The organism is Paraburkholderia sp. EG286A (genome assembly GCF_040965375.1).
Classification (GTDB): Bacteria; Pseudomonadota; Gammaproteobacteria; order Burkholderiales; family Burkholderiaceae; genus Paraburkholderia.
The window spans coordinates 823,670-839,520 of record NZ_JBFRCB010000005.1 but is presented as its reverse complement, the minus strand read 5'-3'; the positions used below and the strand labels follow the sequence as shown (position 1 = coordinate 839,520).

At 66.2% G+C, this 15,851-nt stretch carries 16 protein-coding genes and 1 rRNA gene; 3 read left to right on the top strand and 14 right to left on the bottom strand.

Features of this window, described 5'->3' with window-relative positions; genetic code table 11:
• The 3 genes from AB4Y35_RS26955 to AB4Y35_RS26945 all read right to left on the bottom strand — a co-directional run.
• Positions 1-105: ribosomal RNA gene (locus AB4Y35_RS26955) — 16S ribosomal RNA — on the bottom strand; the annotation flags it as partial.
• A gap of 162 nt (positions 106-267) precedes the next feature.
• Entirely contained in the window at positions 268-516 is a 249-nt protein-coding gene (locus tag AB4Y35_RS26950; protein ID WP_368706731.1) for a hypothetical protein, read from the bottom strand.
• A 115-nt stretch (positions 517-631) separates the two neighbouring features.
• Positions 632-862 carry a hypothetical protein gene (locus AB4Y35_RS26945; protein ID WP_368694523.1) on the bottom strand — a complete coding sequence of 77 codons (231 nt, stop codon included), beginning with the start codon at positions 860-862 and terminating at the stop codon, positions 632-634.
• Between the two features lie 140 nt (positions 863-1,002).
• On the opposite strand from AB4Y35_RS26945, the gene AB4Y35_RS26940 reads away from it, so the two are divergent.
• Positions 1,003-1,440, top strand: coding sequence for a hypothetical protein (locus AB4Y35_RS26940; protein ID WP_368706730.1), 438 nt, complete (start codon positions 1,003-1,005; stop codon positions 1,438-1,440).
• 46 nt (positions 1,441-1,486) lie between these two features.
• Here AB4Y35_RS26940 and AB4Y35_RS26935 read toward each other — a convergent pair whose 3' ends face one another.
• The 5 genes from AB4Y35_RS26935 to AB4Y35_RS26915 all read right to left on the bottom strand — a co-directional run bounded on the left by AB4Y35_RS26935 (position 1,487) and on the right by AB4Y35_RS26915 (position 7,541).
• Entirely contained in the window at positions 1,487-2,533 is a 1,047-nt protein-coding gene (locus tag AB4Y35_RS26935; protein ID WP_368706729.1) for an ABC transporter permease, read from the bottom strand.
• Positions 2,534-2,537: 4 nt separating this feature from the next.
• Positions 2,538-3,566 (bottom strand): ABC transporter permease, encoded by a 1,029-nt coding sequence (locus AB4Y35_RS26930; protein WP_368688740.1) that lies wholly within the window; start codon positions 3,564-3,566, stop codon positions 2,538-2,540.
• Between the two features lie 44 nt (positions 3,567-3,610).
• On the bottom strand, positions 3,611-5,212 hold the full coding sequence (locus AB4Y35_RS26925; RefSeq protein WP_368706728.1) for a sugar ABC transporter ATP-binding protein: 1,602 nt from the start codon (positions 5,210-5,212) through the stop codon (positions 3,611-3,613).
• Positions 5,213-5,226: 14 nt separating this feature from the next.
• Entirely contained in the window at positions 5,227-6,261 is a 1,035-nt protein-coding gene (locus AB4Y35_RS26920) for an ABC transporter substrate-binding protein (RefSeq protein ID WP_368706727.1), read from the bottom strand.
• Between the two features lie 191 nt (positions 6,262-6,452).
• Positions 6,453-7,541: a LacI family DNA-binding transcriptional regulator gene (locus AB4Y35_RS26915; protein WP_368706726.1), complete on the bottom strand. Its 1,089-nt coding sequence runs from the start codon at positions 7,539-7,541 to the stop codon at positions 6,453-6,455.
• A gap of 199 nt (positions 7,542-7,740) precedes the next feature.
• Between AB4Y35_RS26915 and AB4Y35_RS26910 the strand changes: the two genes are divergently transcribed.
• Entirely contained in the window at positions 7,741-8,772 is a 1,032-nt protein-coding gene (locus AB4Y35_RS26910; RefSeq protein ID WP_368706725.1) for an aldose 1-epimerase, read from the top strand.
• A 13-nt stretch (positions 8,773-8,785) separates the two neighbouring features.
• On the opposite strand, the gene AB4Y35_RS26905 is transcribed toward AB4Y35_RS26910, so the two are convergent.
• A complete protein-coding gene (locus AB4Y35_RS26905) occupies positions 8,786-9,070 on the bottom strand; it encodes a hypothetical protein (RefSeq protein WP_256095113.1) in 285 nt (94 codons plus the stop codon).
• A gap of 254 nt (positions 9,071-9,324) precedes the next feature.
• Here AB4Y35_RS26905 and AB4Y35_RS26900 point away from each other — a divergent pair, with 254 nt between their 5' ends.
• Positions 9,325-10,683 carry an MFS transporter gene (locus AB4Y35_RS26900; protein WP_368706724.1) on the top strand — a complete coding sequence of 453 codons (1,359 nt, stop codon included), beginning with the start codon at positions 9,325-9,327 and terminating at the stop codon, positions 10,681-10,683.
• 66 nt (positions 10,684-10,749) lie between these two features.
• Here the strand turns inward: AB4Y35_RS26900 and AB4Y35_RS26895 are convergent, their stop codons facing one another.
• The 5 genes from AB4Y35_RS26895 to ilvA all read right to left on the bottom strand — a co-directional run bounded on the left by AB4Y35_RS26895 (position 10,750) and on the right by ilvA (position 15,727).
• Positions 10,750-11,103 carry a DOPA 4,5-dioxygenase family protein gene (locus AB4Y35_RS26895; protein WP_368689069.1) on the bottom strand — a complete coding sequence of 118 codons (354 nt, stop codon included), beginning with the start codon at positions 11,101-11,103 and terminating at the stop codon, positions 10,750-10,752.
• An 86-nt stretch (positions 11,104-11,189) separates the two neighbouring features.
• Positions 11,190-11,966: an ATP-binding cassette domain-containing protein gene (locus AB4Y35_RS26890; RefSeq protein ID WP_368706723.1), complete on the bottom strand. Its 777-nt coding sequence runs from the start codon at positions 11,964-11,966 to the stop codon at positions 11,190-11,192.
• Complete coding sequence (locus tag AB4Y35_RS26885; protein WP_368706722.1) at positions 11,963-12,937, bottom strand: ribose ABC transporter; 975 nt, start codon at positions 12,935-12,937, stop codon at positions 11,963-11,965. The genes AB4Y35_RS26890 and AB4Y35_RS26885 overlap by 4 nt, the downstream gene beginning before the upstream one ends.
• A 19-nt stretch (positions 12,938-12,956) precedes the next feature.
• A complete protein-coding gene (locus AB4Y35_RS26880; protein WP_205965728.1) occupies positions 12,957-13,937 on the bottom strand; it encodes an ABC transporter substrate-binding protein in 981 nt (326 codons plus the stop codon).
• Positions 13,938-14,119: 182 nt separating this feature from the next.
• Entirely contained in the window at positions 14,120-15,727 is a 1,608-nt protein-coding gene (ilvA, locus tag AB4Y35_RS26875) for a threonine ammonia-lyase, biosynthetic (protein ID WP_368706721.1), read from the bottom strand.
• Between the last annotated feature and the right edge of the window lie 124 nt (positions 15,728-15,851).

Genomic DNA, 15,851 nt, shown 5'->3' with positions numbered 1-15,851 from the left:
TTCGCCACTCGCCACCAGGTGCAAGCACCCGTGCTGCCGTTCGACTTGCATGTGTAAGGCATGCCGCCAGCGTTCAATCTGAGCCAGGATCAAACTCTTCAGTTCAATACCTGTTACTGTTTTCGGTTCGGTTAAGAACCGGTCGCTCACTCAAAGCTGACAGGAATTTGAATTGCTTCAAAAACCTGACTTACTTTAGTGTGAGACTCTTGATACTTTTGCTGCTCCTGATTTCGCTCCGAAGAACCACATCAGGTCGCCACCGCATCAAGCGCCCACACTTATCGGCTGTAAATTTTTAAAGATCGATCGCGAAGTTGCCGCGCAGTTTCGTTCAAACAACTGCTCAACTACCGGCTTCTTTCTGCGTTGCTGCGTCAGCAGCAGAGAAACGAGATTATGAAGAATCCTTTTCGCTTCGTCAACCCCTTTTTTTCGCTCACCGCTTAAAAAAGCTGCTGACTCCTGCGCCCACCGGTTTCCGCGGCGGCCCTCGCTGCCGGACGTCAGAGACATCGAACTGCGAAGGGGGCGAATCTTAGCGCCCCGATCGCGAGTCCGCAAGCCCTTTTCCATCGTCTCAAGTGAAAAGAGGCGCAACGCGCCTCTTTTCACTGAGCGGCATTCGCGCTCATGACTTCGGATCGTCTGTCGTCGGCGGGTCGAACAGCGCCTTGCACGGCGGCGATAGCTCATCGTAGTGCTGCTTCATGCACGCCTCGATCTTTTTCTTGTTCGGAATCGCTCTCGCGCAGAAGCGGAACGCATCGCCGCGGCAGGCATGTTCCTGCTCGTTGCGCGATTCGCCGCTGCTCGCCATCGCGAAGCTCAGACCAGCCAGCAATGCGCCCGCTTTCATCATGCGATCGAACGGCTCCCTCATGGCGTTCTCCTCGTGATGCGTAGTCCGACGCGACCCTGCAAGGGCTATTCCCGGCACGCCGCTTGCAGCGCTGCCCTCACCTGCCACGATGAGGCGCTGCTCTCACGCAGCGGAACGCCATGAACCCACCGATCACCCGGATCCTCGCGCTTTGCTCGGCGATTGTCATACCAGGCATCCCCCTGGCCGCGCATGCGGACGACAGCGCAAGTCCCTGTGCAGCGTTAAAGCGCATTGTCGCGGCGGCGCCGCAGGGTTTCGCGTCACTGAGTCCTGACGACGGACGCGCCGTCGCGCAACCCTATGGCGACGACGCGCAGTGCGAAACGAGCGGCGGGAGTTTTCAGTGCGTCTGGAGCGCGCGCGACGCAGGATCGGGGACGAACGCGCTCGAAGGGGTAGGCGCCGACATTGCCTCGTGCCTGCCCGACGCAACGCACGACGTGAACGCGCCCGGCCGCCAGCACTTCTATCTGGGGCAGCGCGGCAGCCGCACCGAGATCACCGCGCAGACCGATGGCTCGACGCGCGTGAAGCTGATCGTTTCGCGTCAATAGGCACGCCATCAGCCTAGCGCGTTCGCAACCGCGCAGCTCGAGACCGCTAAGAGCCCGCGGCCGCACGCCGCCGCGTCGCGCCCGCCGCAGCCCGCGTGGCGCCATGCCGGCGGCCGGTGAGGACAGTCTGCACGATCACCGCAGCGAGCAGGAATGCGCCGCTCGCCAGGTTCTGATAGTACGGGCTCAGCGTGCCGACCTGATTGATCACATTGTCGATGACACCGAGCAGCAGCACGCCGGCCAACGGTCCGGCCATCGTTCCCACGCCGCCCGTGAGCAGCACGCCGCCGATCACGGCCGCGGCGATCGATTGCAGTTCGTAGCCGGTCCCCGCCCCCGACAACCCCGAGTCCAGGTGCGACGCCAGCAGCGCCCCCGAGAGCCCGGCGAGCGCGCCCGACAATCCATAGGCGAGTATCTTCACGCGCTCCACGCGCACGCCCAGCATGCGCGCCGCCTCTTCGTTGCCGCCGATCGCGAAGATCGCCGCGCCAAAGCGCGTGTGATTGAGCAGCGCGCCGCCGAGCGCATAGACGACCACCAGCACCCAGATGAGATTGTTGACGCCGAACACCGAGCCATTGGCGATGCGCGCGAAGAAACCCGGATTGGCGATCAGCAGATCCTGGCTCGCGAGCACGAGCGCGAGCCCCTTGAGCCCAAGCAGCGCTGCAAGCGTGACGATGAACGGCGCCATGCGCGCACGGGCGATCAGCACGCCGTTCACCAGACCGACGACGAAACCCGCCGCCACGGGCGCGAGCATCGCGGCGCCCCATCCGTAGGGCGCGGCATAGGCGGCCAGCACCGTGCCGAGTCCGACCATCGACCCGACCGAGAGATCGAAGCCGCCCAGGATGATGACGATGCTCTGCCCCACAGCGACGAGCCCGAGAAACGCGCCGTTCGAGGCGATGTCCGCGAGGTTCGCGGGGCGCAGGAAGTCGGGAAACACCATGCCGGCCACGAGCGCGACGACCACGAGCATCGCGATCGCCCCGCGCGACTGCACGAGCGCGATCACTTGCGCGCGCCGATTGGCACCGGGCGCGGCGGCGGTTTGAGCGTCCACTGGTTGGGCCTCTTGCATCGCGTCAGCCTCCCGAGCGTTGCAGATACAGCGCGACGACGATGAACACCGCCTTGAGGATCTGCGCGTAAGTGAAGCTGATGTTGTTCATGATGAAGCTCGCGTCGAGCACCTGCAGCAGCAGCACGCCGAACACCGCACCGACGATCGAGATGCGCCCGCCCGAAAGCGGCGTGCCCCCGATGACCGAGGCGGCAATCGCATCGAGTTCGAAGTTCACACCGACATAGTTGGGATCCGCCGCGCCAAGCCGCGACGACGCGAACACGCCGGCGAGTCCGGCAAGCGTGCCGCTCACTGCATAGACGAGAAAGAGCGTGCGCCGCACCGGAATGCCCGCGAGAAACGCGGCGCCGCGGCTCGCGCCCACGAGAATCGCATAGCGCCCGAAGGTCGTGCGCCGCACCACGAACGCCACCAGCACCGCGAGCCCGAGCGCGATCAGCATGACGATGGGCAGCGGGCCGAGCGCGCCGGCGCCGAGCAGATCGAACGCGGGCGTGTCGGGCAGATTCACGCGCGAGCCGCCCAGCAGCGCCTGCGCGAGCCCGCGCGCGGCGACCAGCAAGGCGAGGCTCGAGATCAGCGGATCGATGGCGAGCAGCGCCACGAGGAACCCGTTGCACAAGCCGGCGACGGCGCCCACCGCGACTGCGCCCACGAGCGCCGGGCCCACGCCATACGGCAGGAACACGGCAATCGACGCGCTGGCGAGCGCCATCACCGATCCCACTGAGAGATCGATGCCGCGCGTCGCGATCGCGAGATTCTGGCCCAGCGCGATCAACACGATCGGCGCCGCCTCGAACAGCAGGCTGCGCGCCGCGAAGGGATTCGAGAAGCCAGGCGTGACGGCGAGATTGAACGCGACGAGCGCGGCGAGCGCAAAGTACACGCTGTGTTCGCGCAGCACGGTGCGCCAGGTCTGCGCACGCGCCGCCGCGCCGGACGCGGGCGAGACGGAACGGTTCGAGGAATTCGAAGGATTCGAGGGGCTCAAGCTTGCCTCGTTCGATTCAAGGTTGGTCGCCATCGGAACGGTTGTCGTGGATTGTGGCGGGTTTGGCGCAGGGGTGCTCACGCGGTGCCGCCGCCGTGGTCGGCGCTGTCGCCGGATCCGGCACCGGCCAGTACGGCGAGCACGTCGTCGGGGTGCGCGCCGGCGGTCGGCATGCCGCCCTCGGTCGCGCCTTCGTTGAGCACGACGAGGCGGTCGGTCAGTGCAAGCAGCTCCTCCATCTCCGACGATGTGACCACTACCGCGAGCCCCTCCTGCGCAAGTTCCTGCACGACGCGATGCACCTCCTCCTTCGCGCCGACGTCGATGCCGCGCGTGGGATCGTCGAGCAGCAGCACCGTCGGGCGTGTCGAAAGGCAGCGCGCGATCAGCGCCTTTTGCTGATTGCCGCCCGAAAGCGTCGTGATGAGTGCGCCGGGGCCCGCCGTCTTGATGCCGAGCCGCTCGATCGCCTCCCGCACCACTTGCGCTTCCTTCGCACGCGAGATGAAGCCGAAGCGCGAAATGCGCGGCAGCAGGCTCGCGACAATGTTCTCGCGCACCGACAGACGCGGAAAGATGCCTTCCGCGCGGCGGTCTTCGGACAGGAAGGCGAGGCCGCGTCCGATCGAGCGCGCCGGGTTTGCATGCGCGAGCGCGCGGCCCGCGATATCGACCGCGCCGCCATCGGCCTTCTGCGCGCCGAAGATCGTCTTGAACGTTTCCGTGCGGCCCGAGCCGAGCAGGCCGGCCAGGCCGACGATCTCACTGCGGGCCACGCGCAGCGACACGTCGCGCACGCGGTTGCCCCACTGCAAATGGTCGACGGCGAGCGCAGGCGTGGCATCGGCGTCCGCATCGGCGCTGCCCGAGCGTTCAGCCCACGCGTGCTGGCCCGCGCTCTCGCGGCCCAGCATGGCCGCGATCAATGCCGCGCGCGGCAGTTCTGCAGGCGTACCCGTGCGGACCACGGCGCCGTCGCGCATCACCGTGAAGCGATCGCACAGCCGGTAGCATTCGGAAAGCCGGTGGCTCACGAACAGCAGCGCAATGCCCTCGGCACGCAGGCGATCGACGACTTCGAACAGCACGTCCACCTCCGCGCCGCTCAGGGCCGAAGTCGGCTCGTCGAGAATCAGCACGCGCGCGCCCAGCGAAACGCCGCGCGCAATCGCCACCATCTGCTGCGCGCCGAGCCCGAGCGAACCCAGACGCGCGGCCGGATCGACCGCGAGCCGGTAGCGCTGCACGATGTCGGCGGCGCGCTCGAGCATGCGCTTCCTGTCGATCAGGATGCCGAAGCGTTTCGGTTCGTGACACAGAAAGATGTTGTCGGCGACGCTGCGCTCCGGGATCAGGTTGATCTCCTGATACACGGCGCACACGCCCGCGCCCTGCGCCGCGCGCGGACTGTCGAACGCGACGTCCGCGCCGTCGAGCGTGAGCGCACCCGAGTCGGGCTGATGAAAGCCGGTGAGGACCTTGATCAGCGTGGACTTGCCCGCGCCGTTCTCGCCCACGAGGCCGTGCACCTCGCCCGCGCGCAGCGTGAGCGAGACGTCGCGCAGCGCGCGCACCACGCCGAAGGTCTTCGACACGCCGTGCGTTTCGAGCACGGCGCGCGGCGCGGCCGTGGCGGAACCGGGGCGACCGGTGCGATCGGCGGGAGCGCTCGTCGTCATCGTGCGGACGCGGCTCAGTAGACCTTGCCCTGCGCGAGCGACGGCTGCGCGTTGTTCCGGTCGAACAGCGCGTCGTCCATGATCTGCTTTTGCGGCACCGGCTTGCCCGCGAGATAGTCTTCCAGCGACTTGAAGGCGAGCGGACCGAAGCGCGGGTTGGTTTCGACGTCGGCGGCGACGATGCCGTTCGAGATATCCGTGACGATCTCCTTCGTGCCGTCGATCGAAACGATCTTCACGCCGTTGAGCTTGCCGGCCTGGCGCAGCGCCTTGATCGCGCCGACCGTCATCGTGTCGGCGTGGGTGTAGACGGCGTTGACGTCCGGGTGCGCGAGCAGGATCTGCTCCATCACCTTCTGCGCTTCGGTCGTCGACCAGTTCGCGGTTTGCGCCGCGATGATCTTCATGCCGGGATAGGGCTTGAGGCCGTTCGCAAAGCCGTCCGTGCGCTGGCTTTCCACCGTGTTGCCGTAGCCGCCCTGGATCTCGGCGATGATCGCGTTGCCGCCCGTGGCGTCGGCCAGCGCCTTCGCCGCGCGCTCGCCCTGCTTGTAGAAGTCGGAGCCGAGGAACGTGATGAAGTCGTCGCACACCGTGCCCGCCGTCTGCCGGTCGATCGTCACGACGGGGATGCCCTTCGCGCGCGCCTGGGCGAGCGCGGGCTGCAGGCCCGTGGAGTCGTTGGGCGCAATGATGAGCGCCTCGGCGCCCTGGTTGATCATGCTTTCGATGTCGGCGACCTGCTTCGCCTGGTTGGCGTTCGCGTTCGTATACAGGAGACGCTTTACGCCCGCTTCCTTCGCCGCTGCGCGAACCGAGGCGGTTTCGGTCGCCCGGAACGGGTTCTGTTCATTCTCCGACTGCGAGAACCCCACCACCATGTCGCTCAGCTTCTTGCCGCCCGGCTTGGGATTCGTGCAGCTCTCGCTGGAATTCGACTGGACTTTCTGCGCGCCGGCAGTGGACTGCGCGTGAGCGCTCGCGGCGAACGCGCTCGCGAAGCAAAAACCGGCGGCGATGAGGGCGGACTGGATTCGTTGATGACGCATGGCTGTCTCCTGTGTCGGCCAGAGCGCATGCGGCAGCACGGACTCCGGTCCCACGCAAAGCGATGAATGACATCGGCGGTGCTGGCCTTCGGCCCCACCGCGGTTCTTGTTGTCTTTCTTGATTCATCCAGCACGACGCACGATGCGCCGCACCAAATTATTACGGCCACTGCTTCAACTAATATTACCAGTCAATTTTCAGAGATATTAATGAGGGTATTCACGGGGGAGTCGGGGTCCGGCGCGCACACCGAGTTCCGTTCGATGAGCGGCCCGTCGAGCTTGACGGTGCGGTGGCGCACCGGCGCGCCGGCGCTGCGGTTCTGCTCTTCCTGCAGCAGCGTCTCGACGGCCCAGCGCCCAAGCTCGTAGTTGGGCAGCACGACGGTGGTGAGCGGCGGGTGGGTGTGGCGCGCGATTTCCTGGTCGTCGTAGCCCATCACCGAAACGTCTTCGGGCACGCGCAGCCCGAGTTGCTTGAGCGCTTCGATCGCGCCGATCGCCGTCAGGTCGTTGGCGCAGAAGATCGCGGTGGGCGGATTCGGCTCGCGCATGAGCGAGAGCGTGAGTTCGAAACCCTTGCCCGAACTCCAGTCGCCGTCGCGCACGAGGCGTTCGTCGAACAGCAGGTCCGCGGTCGCGAGCGCCTGGCGATAGCCCTTCAGGCGGTCTTTCGCGGCGTCCTGCCAGGTTTCGCCGTTGATGAACCCGATGCGCCGGTGCCCCGCTTCGATCAGATATTCGGTGGCCGTATGGCCGCCCGCCACTTCGGCCGGCACGACCGAAGAGAGTGCGTGATCGGACGCGTAGCAGTTGAGCAGCACGGCCGGCACCTTCAGTAGCGCGGGCGGCACCGTGACCTTGCGCGTGTACACGGTCGCATAGATCACGCCGAGCACGTTCGGCATGGCGAGCGTTTGCAGCACCTGCTGCTCCATCTGGGCGTTGCCATGTGTCGAGAACACCGCGAGCAGACAGCCATTGTTCCAGGCGGCGTCGCGCGCGCCGTCGATGCTCACGACCGGATGCGGACTCGTCGAGACTTCGTCGGCGAGATAGACGATGAGATTGCGCTCGCCTGCGGGGGCGGGCGTCTGCACCGCGCGGATCGGCAACTGGTAGCCAAGCGACTGCGCGACTTCGTGCACTTTCAGGCGCGTCGCTTCGGAAAGCTTGGCGCCGACCGCGCCGTTGAGCACGAGGGAAACCGTCGATTGCGACACGCCTGCGGCCTTCGCGATGTCGGTCATGGTCGGGCGGCGTTGCGTCGATTTTTTCATCGGATCTGAGGGGGGACTGCGGGAGGGCTGCGCGGCGCGGCGGCGCGCGCTCGGGGCCGCGCTGTTGGCCCGAAGCGTAGCACTAATAATTTTGGCCATCAATTGGCGTATGTCACCATTTTTTGACGTCATCATCAGCGATTTCAACGCCTATATTATCGTTTATTAGTAATAAAACGATGCACTGGAGAACGCTCATTTGACTGCCCGACCGACACCCTCGCCGCCCCCGGAGATCGCCTTCGACGCCGCCGCGCTCGACGACGGCCAGCTCGTCACGCTCGCTCATGGCGACGCGCGCGCGCTCGTCGCGCCGCACGTCGGCGGCTCGATCGCCGCGTTCTACGACGCCGCCGGCCAGAACCCGGCGTCACACTGGCTGCGCCCCGCCACGCGCGCCGCCATCGACGCGCGCGATCCGCTCGGCATGGCGAGCTTTCCGCTGATGCCGTACTGCAACCGCATCCGCGACGGGCGATTCCGCTTCGAAGGCGAGATGATCGACTTACCGAGCGGCACCGGCGCGCTGCGCCACGCGCTGCATGGCCACGCATGGCGGCGGCCCTGGACGGTCGAGGCGCAAACGGCCGATACGCTCACGCTGCACTTCCTGCACGAGCCGAACGACCCACATGGGGCGCACGGATCCCACGGATCGCGCAAGGCCAATTCACATGTCGGTACAGGCTGGCCGTTTCGCTACGAAGCGCGCCAGCACCTCACGCTCGACGCCAGCGGCCTCACCGTGCGCCTGTGGGCTCGCAACCTGGCCGCGCGGCCCATGCCGTTCGGCCTGGGCCATCACCCGTACTATCCGCGCCCGCCCGGCACGCGCATCGCCGCGCGCGTGCGCGCCATGTGGGAAATCGACACGGAGGTCCTGCCGGTCTCGCTCAGCACCCACCCGGCCGTCGACGCCCTGCAGGCCGGCCTGCTCGTCGACGACTTCGATCTCGACAACAACTTCTCCGGCTGGCGCCGCGAGGCGGTCATCGAGTGGCCGCACGAAGGCCGTCGCCTCGCGCTGCGCGCGAGCACACCACTCGACTTCTTCGTGGTCTTCTGCCCGCCCGGCCTGCCGTACTTCTGCGCGGAACCCGTCAGCAACACGACGGACTGGCTCAATCTGCGTCACGAAGGCACCGTGCAGCGCATCGACGTGGGCGGCACCGTGCTCGCTCCCGGCGAAACGCTCGAAGCCCAGCTTGCCTGGCAACCCGAGCGGACCTGAAGCGGGCCGTCCCCTACATGCCCGCGCCGCTTTGCCCACCCGAGCGCACGCCCGCCAACGGCGCGCCGTAGCCGCCCGCCTCGGCGTTGTTCGGGTGGCCGTTCGCGAGTTGCCCGCGCGGATCGGTGGGGCCGACCGGCATCTCGCCGGCCTGGCGATTGCCATGGGTCGGGTATTCGCTACCGGGCTGGGCGCCCGGCATGAGCGCGAGGCTATTTTGCGGCGTACGCAGGTCGTCATTCGGCGCGAGCTGCGCAAAAACCTGGCTGGGCGCACCTGCCAGCATCGCGCTTGCCATGAGGCACGGCATAGCCGCGTGGGCGAAGAAAGGCTTCATCTGGCACTCCTTGTCGCGCAACGCGACACGCTGCAGCACGCGCGTGCTCGCCGTGCTGCATTCAGGCTAGCAGACGGCCGCCTGCCACGCCCGCTGATGATCTCCAGCAAACGCCGCGCTGCGGTTACTATTCCGGGTTGTAAGGCAAACCAGAAAAAGCAGCTCGCCACGGCGGGCCGATACAACGACAACCTCGGTCGACAGGAGACAAAACCATGGACCAGCCGCGTGCCGTCGACGTCCAAACCTTCATCAACGAACATCCGTTTTCGCCGTTCCAGTGGTTCATCTTCGCGATGTGCTTCGTGATCGTCCTGCTCGACGGTTTCGACACCGCCGCGATCGGCTTCATCGCGCCTTCGCTGCTCGGCGAATGGGGCATCCCCAAGCCCGCGCTCGCGCCCGTGCTGAGTGCGGCGCTCTTCGGCCTCGCTTGCGGCGCGCTCGTGTCAGGGCCGCTCTCCGACCGCGTCGGGCGCCGCTCCATGCTGGTCGGCTCGGTGCTGCTGTTCGGCGTGACCTGCCTCGTTTCGGCGTTCTCCACCAGCATCGGCGAGCTCACGTGGCTGCGCTTCATTACGGGCGTGGGTCTCGGCGCCGCCATGCCGAACGCGGTCACGATGATGGGCGAGTTCTGCCCCGACCGGAACCGCGCCACCGTGATCAATCTGATGTTCTGCGGCTTTCCGCTCGGCGCGGCCTGCGGCGGCTTTCTCGCGGCGTGGATGATTCCGCACTTCGGCTGGCGCAGCGTGCTCATGCTCGGCGGCGTGACGCCGCTCGTGCTTGCCGTGCCGCTCTTCCTGCGCATGCCGGAATCGGTGCGCTACATGGTGGCGAACCAGCGGCCCGTCGAGCGGATTCGCGCCGCGCTTGCCCGCATCTCGCCCGACGCCGCCAAGGCGCAGGCGTTCACGATGACGGAGCACGCCCCGCAGACGCAAGGCAAGGGGCTCGGCGTCGTGCTTTCGCCGATGTACCTCGTCGGCTCGGTGATGCTGTGGATCGCGTATTTCATGGGGCTCGTGATTTTCTACGCGTCGATCAACTGGATGCCGCTCCTGCTCAAGGACTCCGGCCTCACGGCCTCGAGCGCCACGCTGATTTCGGCGCTCTTCCCGCTCGGCGGCGTGGGCGCCGTGCTGAGCGGCATGCTGATGGACCGCTTCAACGCGAACCGCATCATCGCCGCGTGCTACGTGCTCACCGCGCTTTCGGTGTGGCTCATCGGCCAGGCGGCCGGCAACGTGGCCCTGCTCGTGCTCGTGGTGTTCGTCGCCGGCGTGCTGATGAACACGGCGCAATCGTCGATGCCCGCGCTCGCCGCCGCGTTCTATCCCACCCAGGGGCGCGGCACCGGCGTGGCCTGGATGCTCGGCATCGGGCGCTTCGGCGGCATTGCGGGCTCGTTCCTCGTCGCCGAACTCGCGCGCCGGCACTTCACGTTTGCAGGCATCTTCGCGACGGTTGCCGTCGCCGGTCTGATTGCCGGCGCGGCACTGCTCATCAAGCAGGCCGCGCGGCCGCAGACGAGCGGATCGTCGGCGGCAAAGACAGAGTCGTTCGGGCACTGAGGCCCGCGGGCATGTCGAGGATTGCGCCGTGCCGCAGGCTACGGGCCGGCGCAATCCACGGAGCGATCAGCCGCCGAGCGCGCCGAGATTGAGCGTGTGCGAATGGCCGATCCACACGGCGGCGTCGCGATGATCGCGCAGGGCATCGGTGGTGTTCGGATGCACGAACACGTCGAGCGCGCCGTGATTGAGCGTGAGCCATTCGACGACCGTCGTGAAATGCTCGCGCGCAATGGCGAGCTGATACGACCACATCGGATGCGGCCCGACCGGGCGCTCGTGAAAGCGCCCGATCTGCACGATCTCGCCGAAGCGGGCATCGATCGCCTCGCGCAAGGTCCATGCGGCGTCGCGCGTCGCCGCGTCGAAATAGACGTGGGCGTGCCAGCTCGTGATGTCGGCGGGATCGAGGTAGTTCATGGTGGAAACAGGCATGCGGTGAGGGTTCGAGCCGACATTGTCCATCGAATGCCCGCACCGCGCAGGCGAACGCACCACGCCAGGTTTCAGTGCGCGCCGTTCGAATACGTGTCGCCTACCATCAGCCGCACGATCTCGTCGCCGTCGGTGTCGACCACGCGCCGCTCGCCCGCCACTTCGCCGCGCCGCAGCACGACGATGCGCTCCGCCACGGCAAAAATATCGTGCAGGTTGTGCGAGATGAGAATCACGGCCACGCCCTGCGCCTTGAGCCCGCGGATCAACTCCATCACCTTGCGTTGCTCGGGCACACCGAGCGCCGCGGTGGGCTCGTCCATGATGAGCACGCGCGCGTTCCAGTAAATCGCGCGGCCTATCGCAATGGCCTGGCGCTGGCCGCCCGAGAGCATTTTCACGGGGCCCGTGAGCTTGCGCGGCGGAATCACGATATCGAGCCGCTCGAGCACTTCGCGCGCCACCCGCGCCATGTGCGGCCGGTCGATCACCTGGAAGCCGAGTAGCCGTCGCACGGGTTCGCGGCCGAGGAAGATGTTGCTGCCCACATCGAGATTGTCGGCGAGCGCGAGATCCTGATAAATGGTTTCGATGCCCTGCGAGCGCGCATCCTGCGGATCGCGCAGCTGGAGCGGACGCCCTTCGAAATGCAGATCGCCCGCATCGGCGCGATACACGCCAGAGAGAATCTTGATGAGCGTGGACTTGCCCGCGCCGTTGTCGCCCGCGAGCGCAAGCACCTCGCCCGGCATGAGCCGCAACGACACGCGCTTGAGCGCCTCGACGCCGCCAAAGCGGATCGAGACCTCACGCGCCTCCAGAATCGGCGTGGCGCTATCACCGCTCATTGCGCGCCTCCGAGCCGATCCTTGTACTGGTCGATCAGCACCGAAAGAATGATGACGATGCCGACCACGATGAATTGCCAGAACGCGTTGACGTCGATGAACACGAGCCCGAATTCGATCACAGCGATGATGAGCGCGCCGATCAGCGTGCCGATGACATTGCCGGTGCCGCCAAAGAGACTCGCGCCGCCGATCACGACCGCCGCGATCGAATCGAGCAGCATGGGCTCGCCCGCATTGGCCGCGCCCGCGGCAAAGCGCGCCGTGTAAACGATGCCGCCCACCGCCGCGAAAGCCGCCGCGATCAGATAGATCGCGAACAGATGACGGCGCACGTTGATGCCCGCGCGCACCGCCGATTGCGGATTGCCGCCTATCGCATAGGTATACTGGCCGAAGCGTGTTTGCGAGAGCACGAAGTGCATGATGACGAGCAGCACGCCCGTGAGGATCACGGGCGTCCAGCCGCTGCCGAGCCACGCGAGCCCGGGATTGTTGACGGAGACGGTCATGCCGCTGCCCGCAGCGAGAAAGCCCACGCCGCGCGCGACGCCGTACATGCCGAGCGTGCCGATGAAAGCGGGCACACCGAGGCGCGCGATCAACACGCCGTTCACGAAGCCTGGAATCAGGCATACGAGCACCGTGAGCGGAATCGACAGCAGCAGAATCCACGGCGATGCGCCGCCGGGAATCGTGAACTGTGCGACGCACACCGCAGCGAGCCCCATCACGAAGCCCACCGAAAGGTCGATGCCCGCGGTGATGATCACGAAAGTCTGACCGATGGCGAGCAGGAGCGGCGCACTCGCCGCGAGCCCGATCGACTGCAGGTTGTACGCGTTGAAGACGAACGACCGATGCGCCGAGATGCGCGCCCACGCCTCGAAGAAGACGAGCAGCGTGCCGAGAAAGAGCCACGGCCAGACCTTGCTGACGAGCGCGAGCCTGTCGAGTCGTTTGTCGTTCATGTGGCTCTGTTCGCGTGGCTTAGTTCGAGTAGATGTACTGCTTCATCTCCGGCTTGTCGATGTTCGACTTGTCCAGCACCACGAAGCCCGTGCCCTTGTAGGTGGGAATCTTCTTGCCGTGGATGGCGTCGGCGGCGAACTTCACGGCGTCATAGCCCATCTCGTCGGGAAGCTGCGCAATGGCGATGTCGACGAGGCCGCTTCTGATCTGCTCGTCGATGCCCGGCACGGCGTCGAACACGACGACCTTCACCACGCCCTGCTTGCCCGCGTTCTTCACGCCTTGCGCCGCACCTGCGCCCGAAAACGTGTTGGCGCCGAAGACGCCCGCGAGGTCGGGATTGCGCGCGAGCACTGCCGCCACGTGCGAGGCGGCGCGATTGGCGTCGTCCTCGTTGTACTGGGTCTCCAGCACCTTGATGTTGGGGTGCTTCTTCATCTCTTCCATGAAACCTTGCGCGCGCGCGTCGGTACTGGAGATGCCGGGCTTGTTGTTCTCGCAATAGACGGTGCCCTTGTCGCCGATCGCCTTGGCGAGCGCGCGCGCCGCCACGTGGCCGCCTTCCAGGTTGTCCGAAGCGACATAGGAGAGCGGGAAGTCGGCGTCGCCCTTGCCGGTTTGATAATGGCCGTCGCCGATATAGGTGTCGACGGTGATGACCTTGATGCCGGCGTCGGCGGCTTCCTTGAGCGGGCCGATGAGCTGCTGCTTGTCGACGGGCGAGACGAGCAGCACGTCGGGATGCTTGGCGATGAACGCCTTGAGGATCGGCACCTGTTCCGTGGTGTTCCAGGCCTTCGGAACCTGGAACAGCAACTGGATGTTTTCTTCCTTCGCCGCGCGCTCGGCGCCGCGATGCATCGTGAAGTAGAAGGGATCAGTGACGCCGGGCAGCAGCGCGACGACGGGATGCGCCGCATCCGCGTGCGCCACGCCGGGCAGCGCGCCGGCGACGATCGTGGAAAGAGCCATCAGACAGCCAAGAGCGATGCGCAACATGTTTGTCTTCCTCCAGGTGAGTCCGACGCACGGCGCCCATTCTTCCCGAGGCGACCACGCCCGGCAGCAGTGGCTCAGTATACTGACGCGCACTGCTGCGGGGCCTGGTGTTTTCCTGCACTCTTTCTGCTCTTTATGCGCTACAGATGCAGGCGTCCCGATTGGTGGGACGACTGACTATTTCATTGCAGGAACAACCGATACGCCGGGTTACTCGTCTCTTCCCAGTGCGGATAACCGAGCGTGGCGAGGAAGCGGCGGAACTCGGCGTCTTCGGCGGCGGGCACCTGGATGCCCACCAGAATCGAGCTGTAGTCGGCGCCCTGGTTGCGGTAGTGGAACAGGCTGATGTTCCAGTTCGGCGCCATCGACGAAAGAAAGCGCATGAGCGCGCCCGGCCGCTCCGGAAACTCGAAGCGGAACAGGCGTTCGTCGTGCGCGAGCGGCGAGCGACCGCCCACCATGTAGCGGATGTGCTGCTTCGACAGCTCGTCGCCCGTGAGATCGACGCTCGGAAAGCCGTGATCGACGAAGGTCTTCGCGATCTGCTGCGACTCGCCGCGGTTGCGGATCTGCACGCCCACGAAGATGTGCGCGCGCTCGGCGTCGTCGATGCGGTAGTTGAACTCGGTCACGCTGCGCGTGCCGACCAGCTCGCAGAAGCGCTTGAAGCTGCCGCGCTCCTCGGGGATCGTCACGGCGAACACCGCTTCGCGCGCCTCGCCCACCTCGGCGCGCTCGGCCACGAAGCGCATGCGGTCGAAGTTCATGTTCGCGCCCGAGGTGATCGCCACCAGCGTCTGCCCCTCGATGCCCTCGCGTTCCGCGTACTGCTTTGCGCCCGCCACGGCCAGTGCGCCTGCGGGTTCGAGCACGCTGCGCGTGTCCTGGAAGACGTCCTTGATCGCGGCGCAAAGCGCGTCGGTATCGACCGTGAGCACTTCGTCGAGATACTGCTGGCACAGGCGGAAGGTTTCCTCGCCCACGAGCTTGACGGCCGTGCCGTCGGAGAACAGGCCGACTTCGGTGAGTTCCACGCGCTTGCCCGCCTCGATCGACTGCGCCATCGCGCAGGAATCGTCGGTCTGCACACCGATCACCTTGATCTCCGGGCGCACGGCTTTCACGTACGCCGCCACGCCCGCGGCCAGTCCGCCGCCGCCAATCGGCACGAAGATCGCATGAATCGGGGCCTGATGCTGGCTCAGCACTTCCATCGCCACGGTGCCCTGGCCGGCGATCACGTGGGGATCGTCGAACGGATGCACGAAGGTCAGGCCGCGTTCTTCCTGCAGGCGCACGGCGTGGGCGTAGGCGTCGCTGTACGACTCGCCGGCCTGCACGACCTCGACGGTCGCGCCGCCGTGGGCGCGCACCGCATCGACCTTCACCTGCGGCGTGGTCACCGGCACGCAGATCACGGCCTTCACACCGAGCTTTGCCGCCGAAAGCGCCACGCCCTGCGCGTGATTGCCCGCCGAGGCGGTGATCACGCCGCGTTCGAGCTGCGCGGGCGTGAGGTGCGCCATCTTGTTGTAGGCGCCGCGCAGCTTGAAGGAGAACACCGGCTGGTTGTCCTCGCGCTTGAGGAACACGGCGTTGCGCAGGCGCGCCGAGAGGTTCGGGGCGCGCTCGAGTTCGGTCTCGCGGGCGGCGTCGTACACACGCGCTGTGAGAATCTTGCGGAGATAGTCGTTTTCGTCGCGACGAGGCTGAGCGGAATCGGTGGCTGCGGCGACTTCGGTGGCTTCGTTTGCTTCGGCGGTGGGGTGGCTTTGATGCACCTGCATGACGGCTCCTGTACTCACTTTCGTTTTGGCCAGGAGGCGGAAACAAAAAACCCGCCTCTTGGGGCGGGTTGTTGTCACTGCTGCCAGACGTACGCTAACCCACCATTCGTTGAATGGTGCTAAT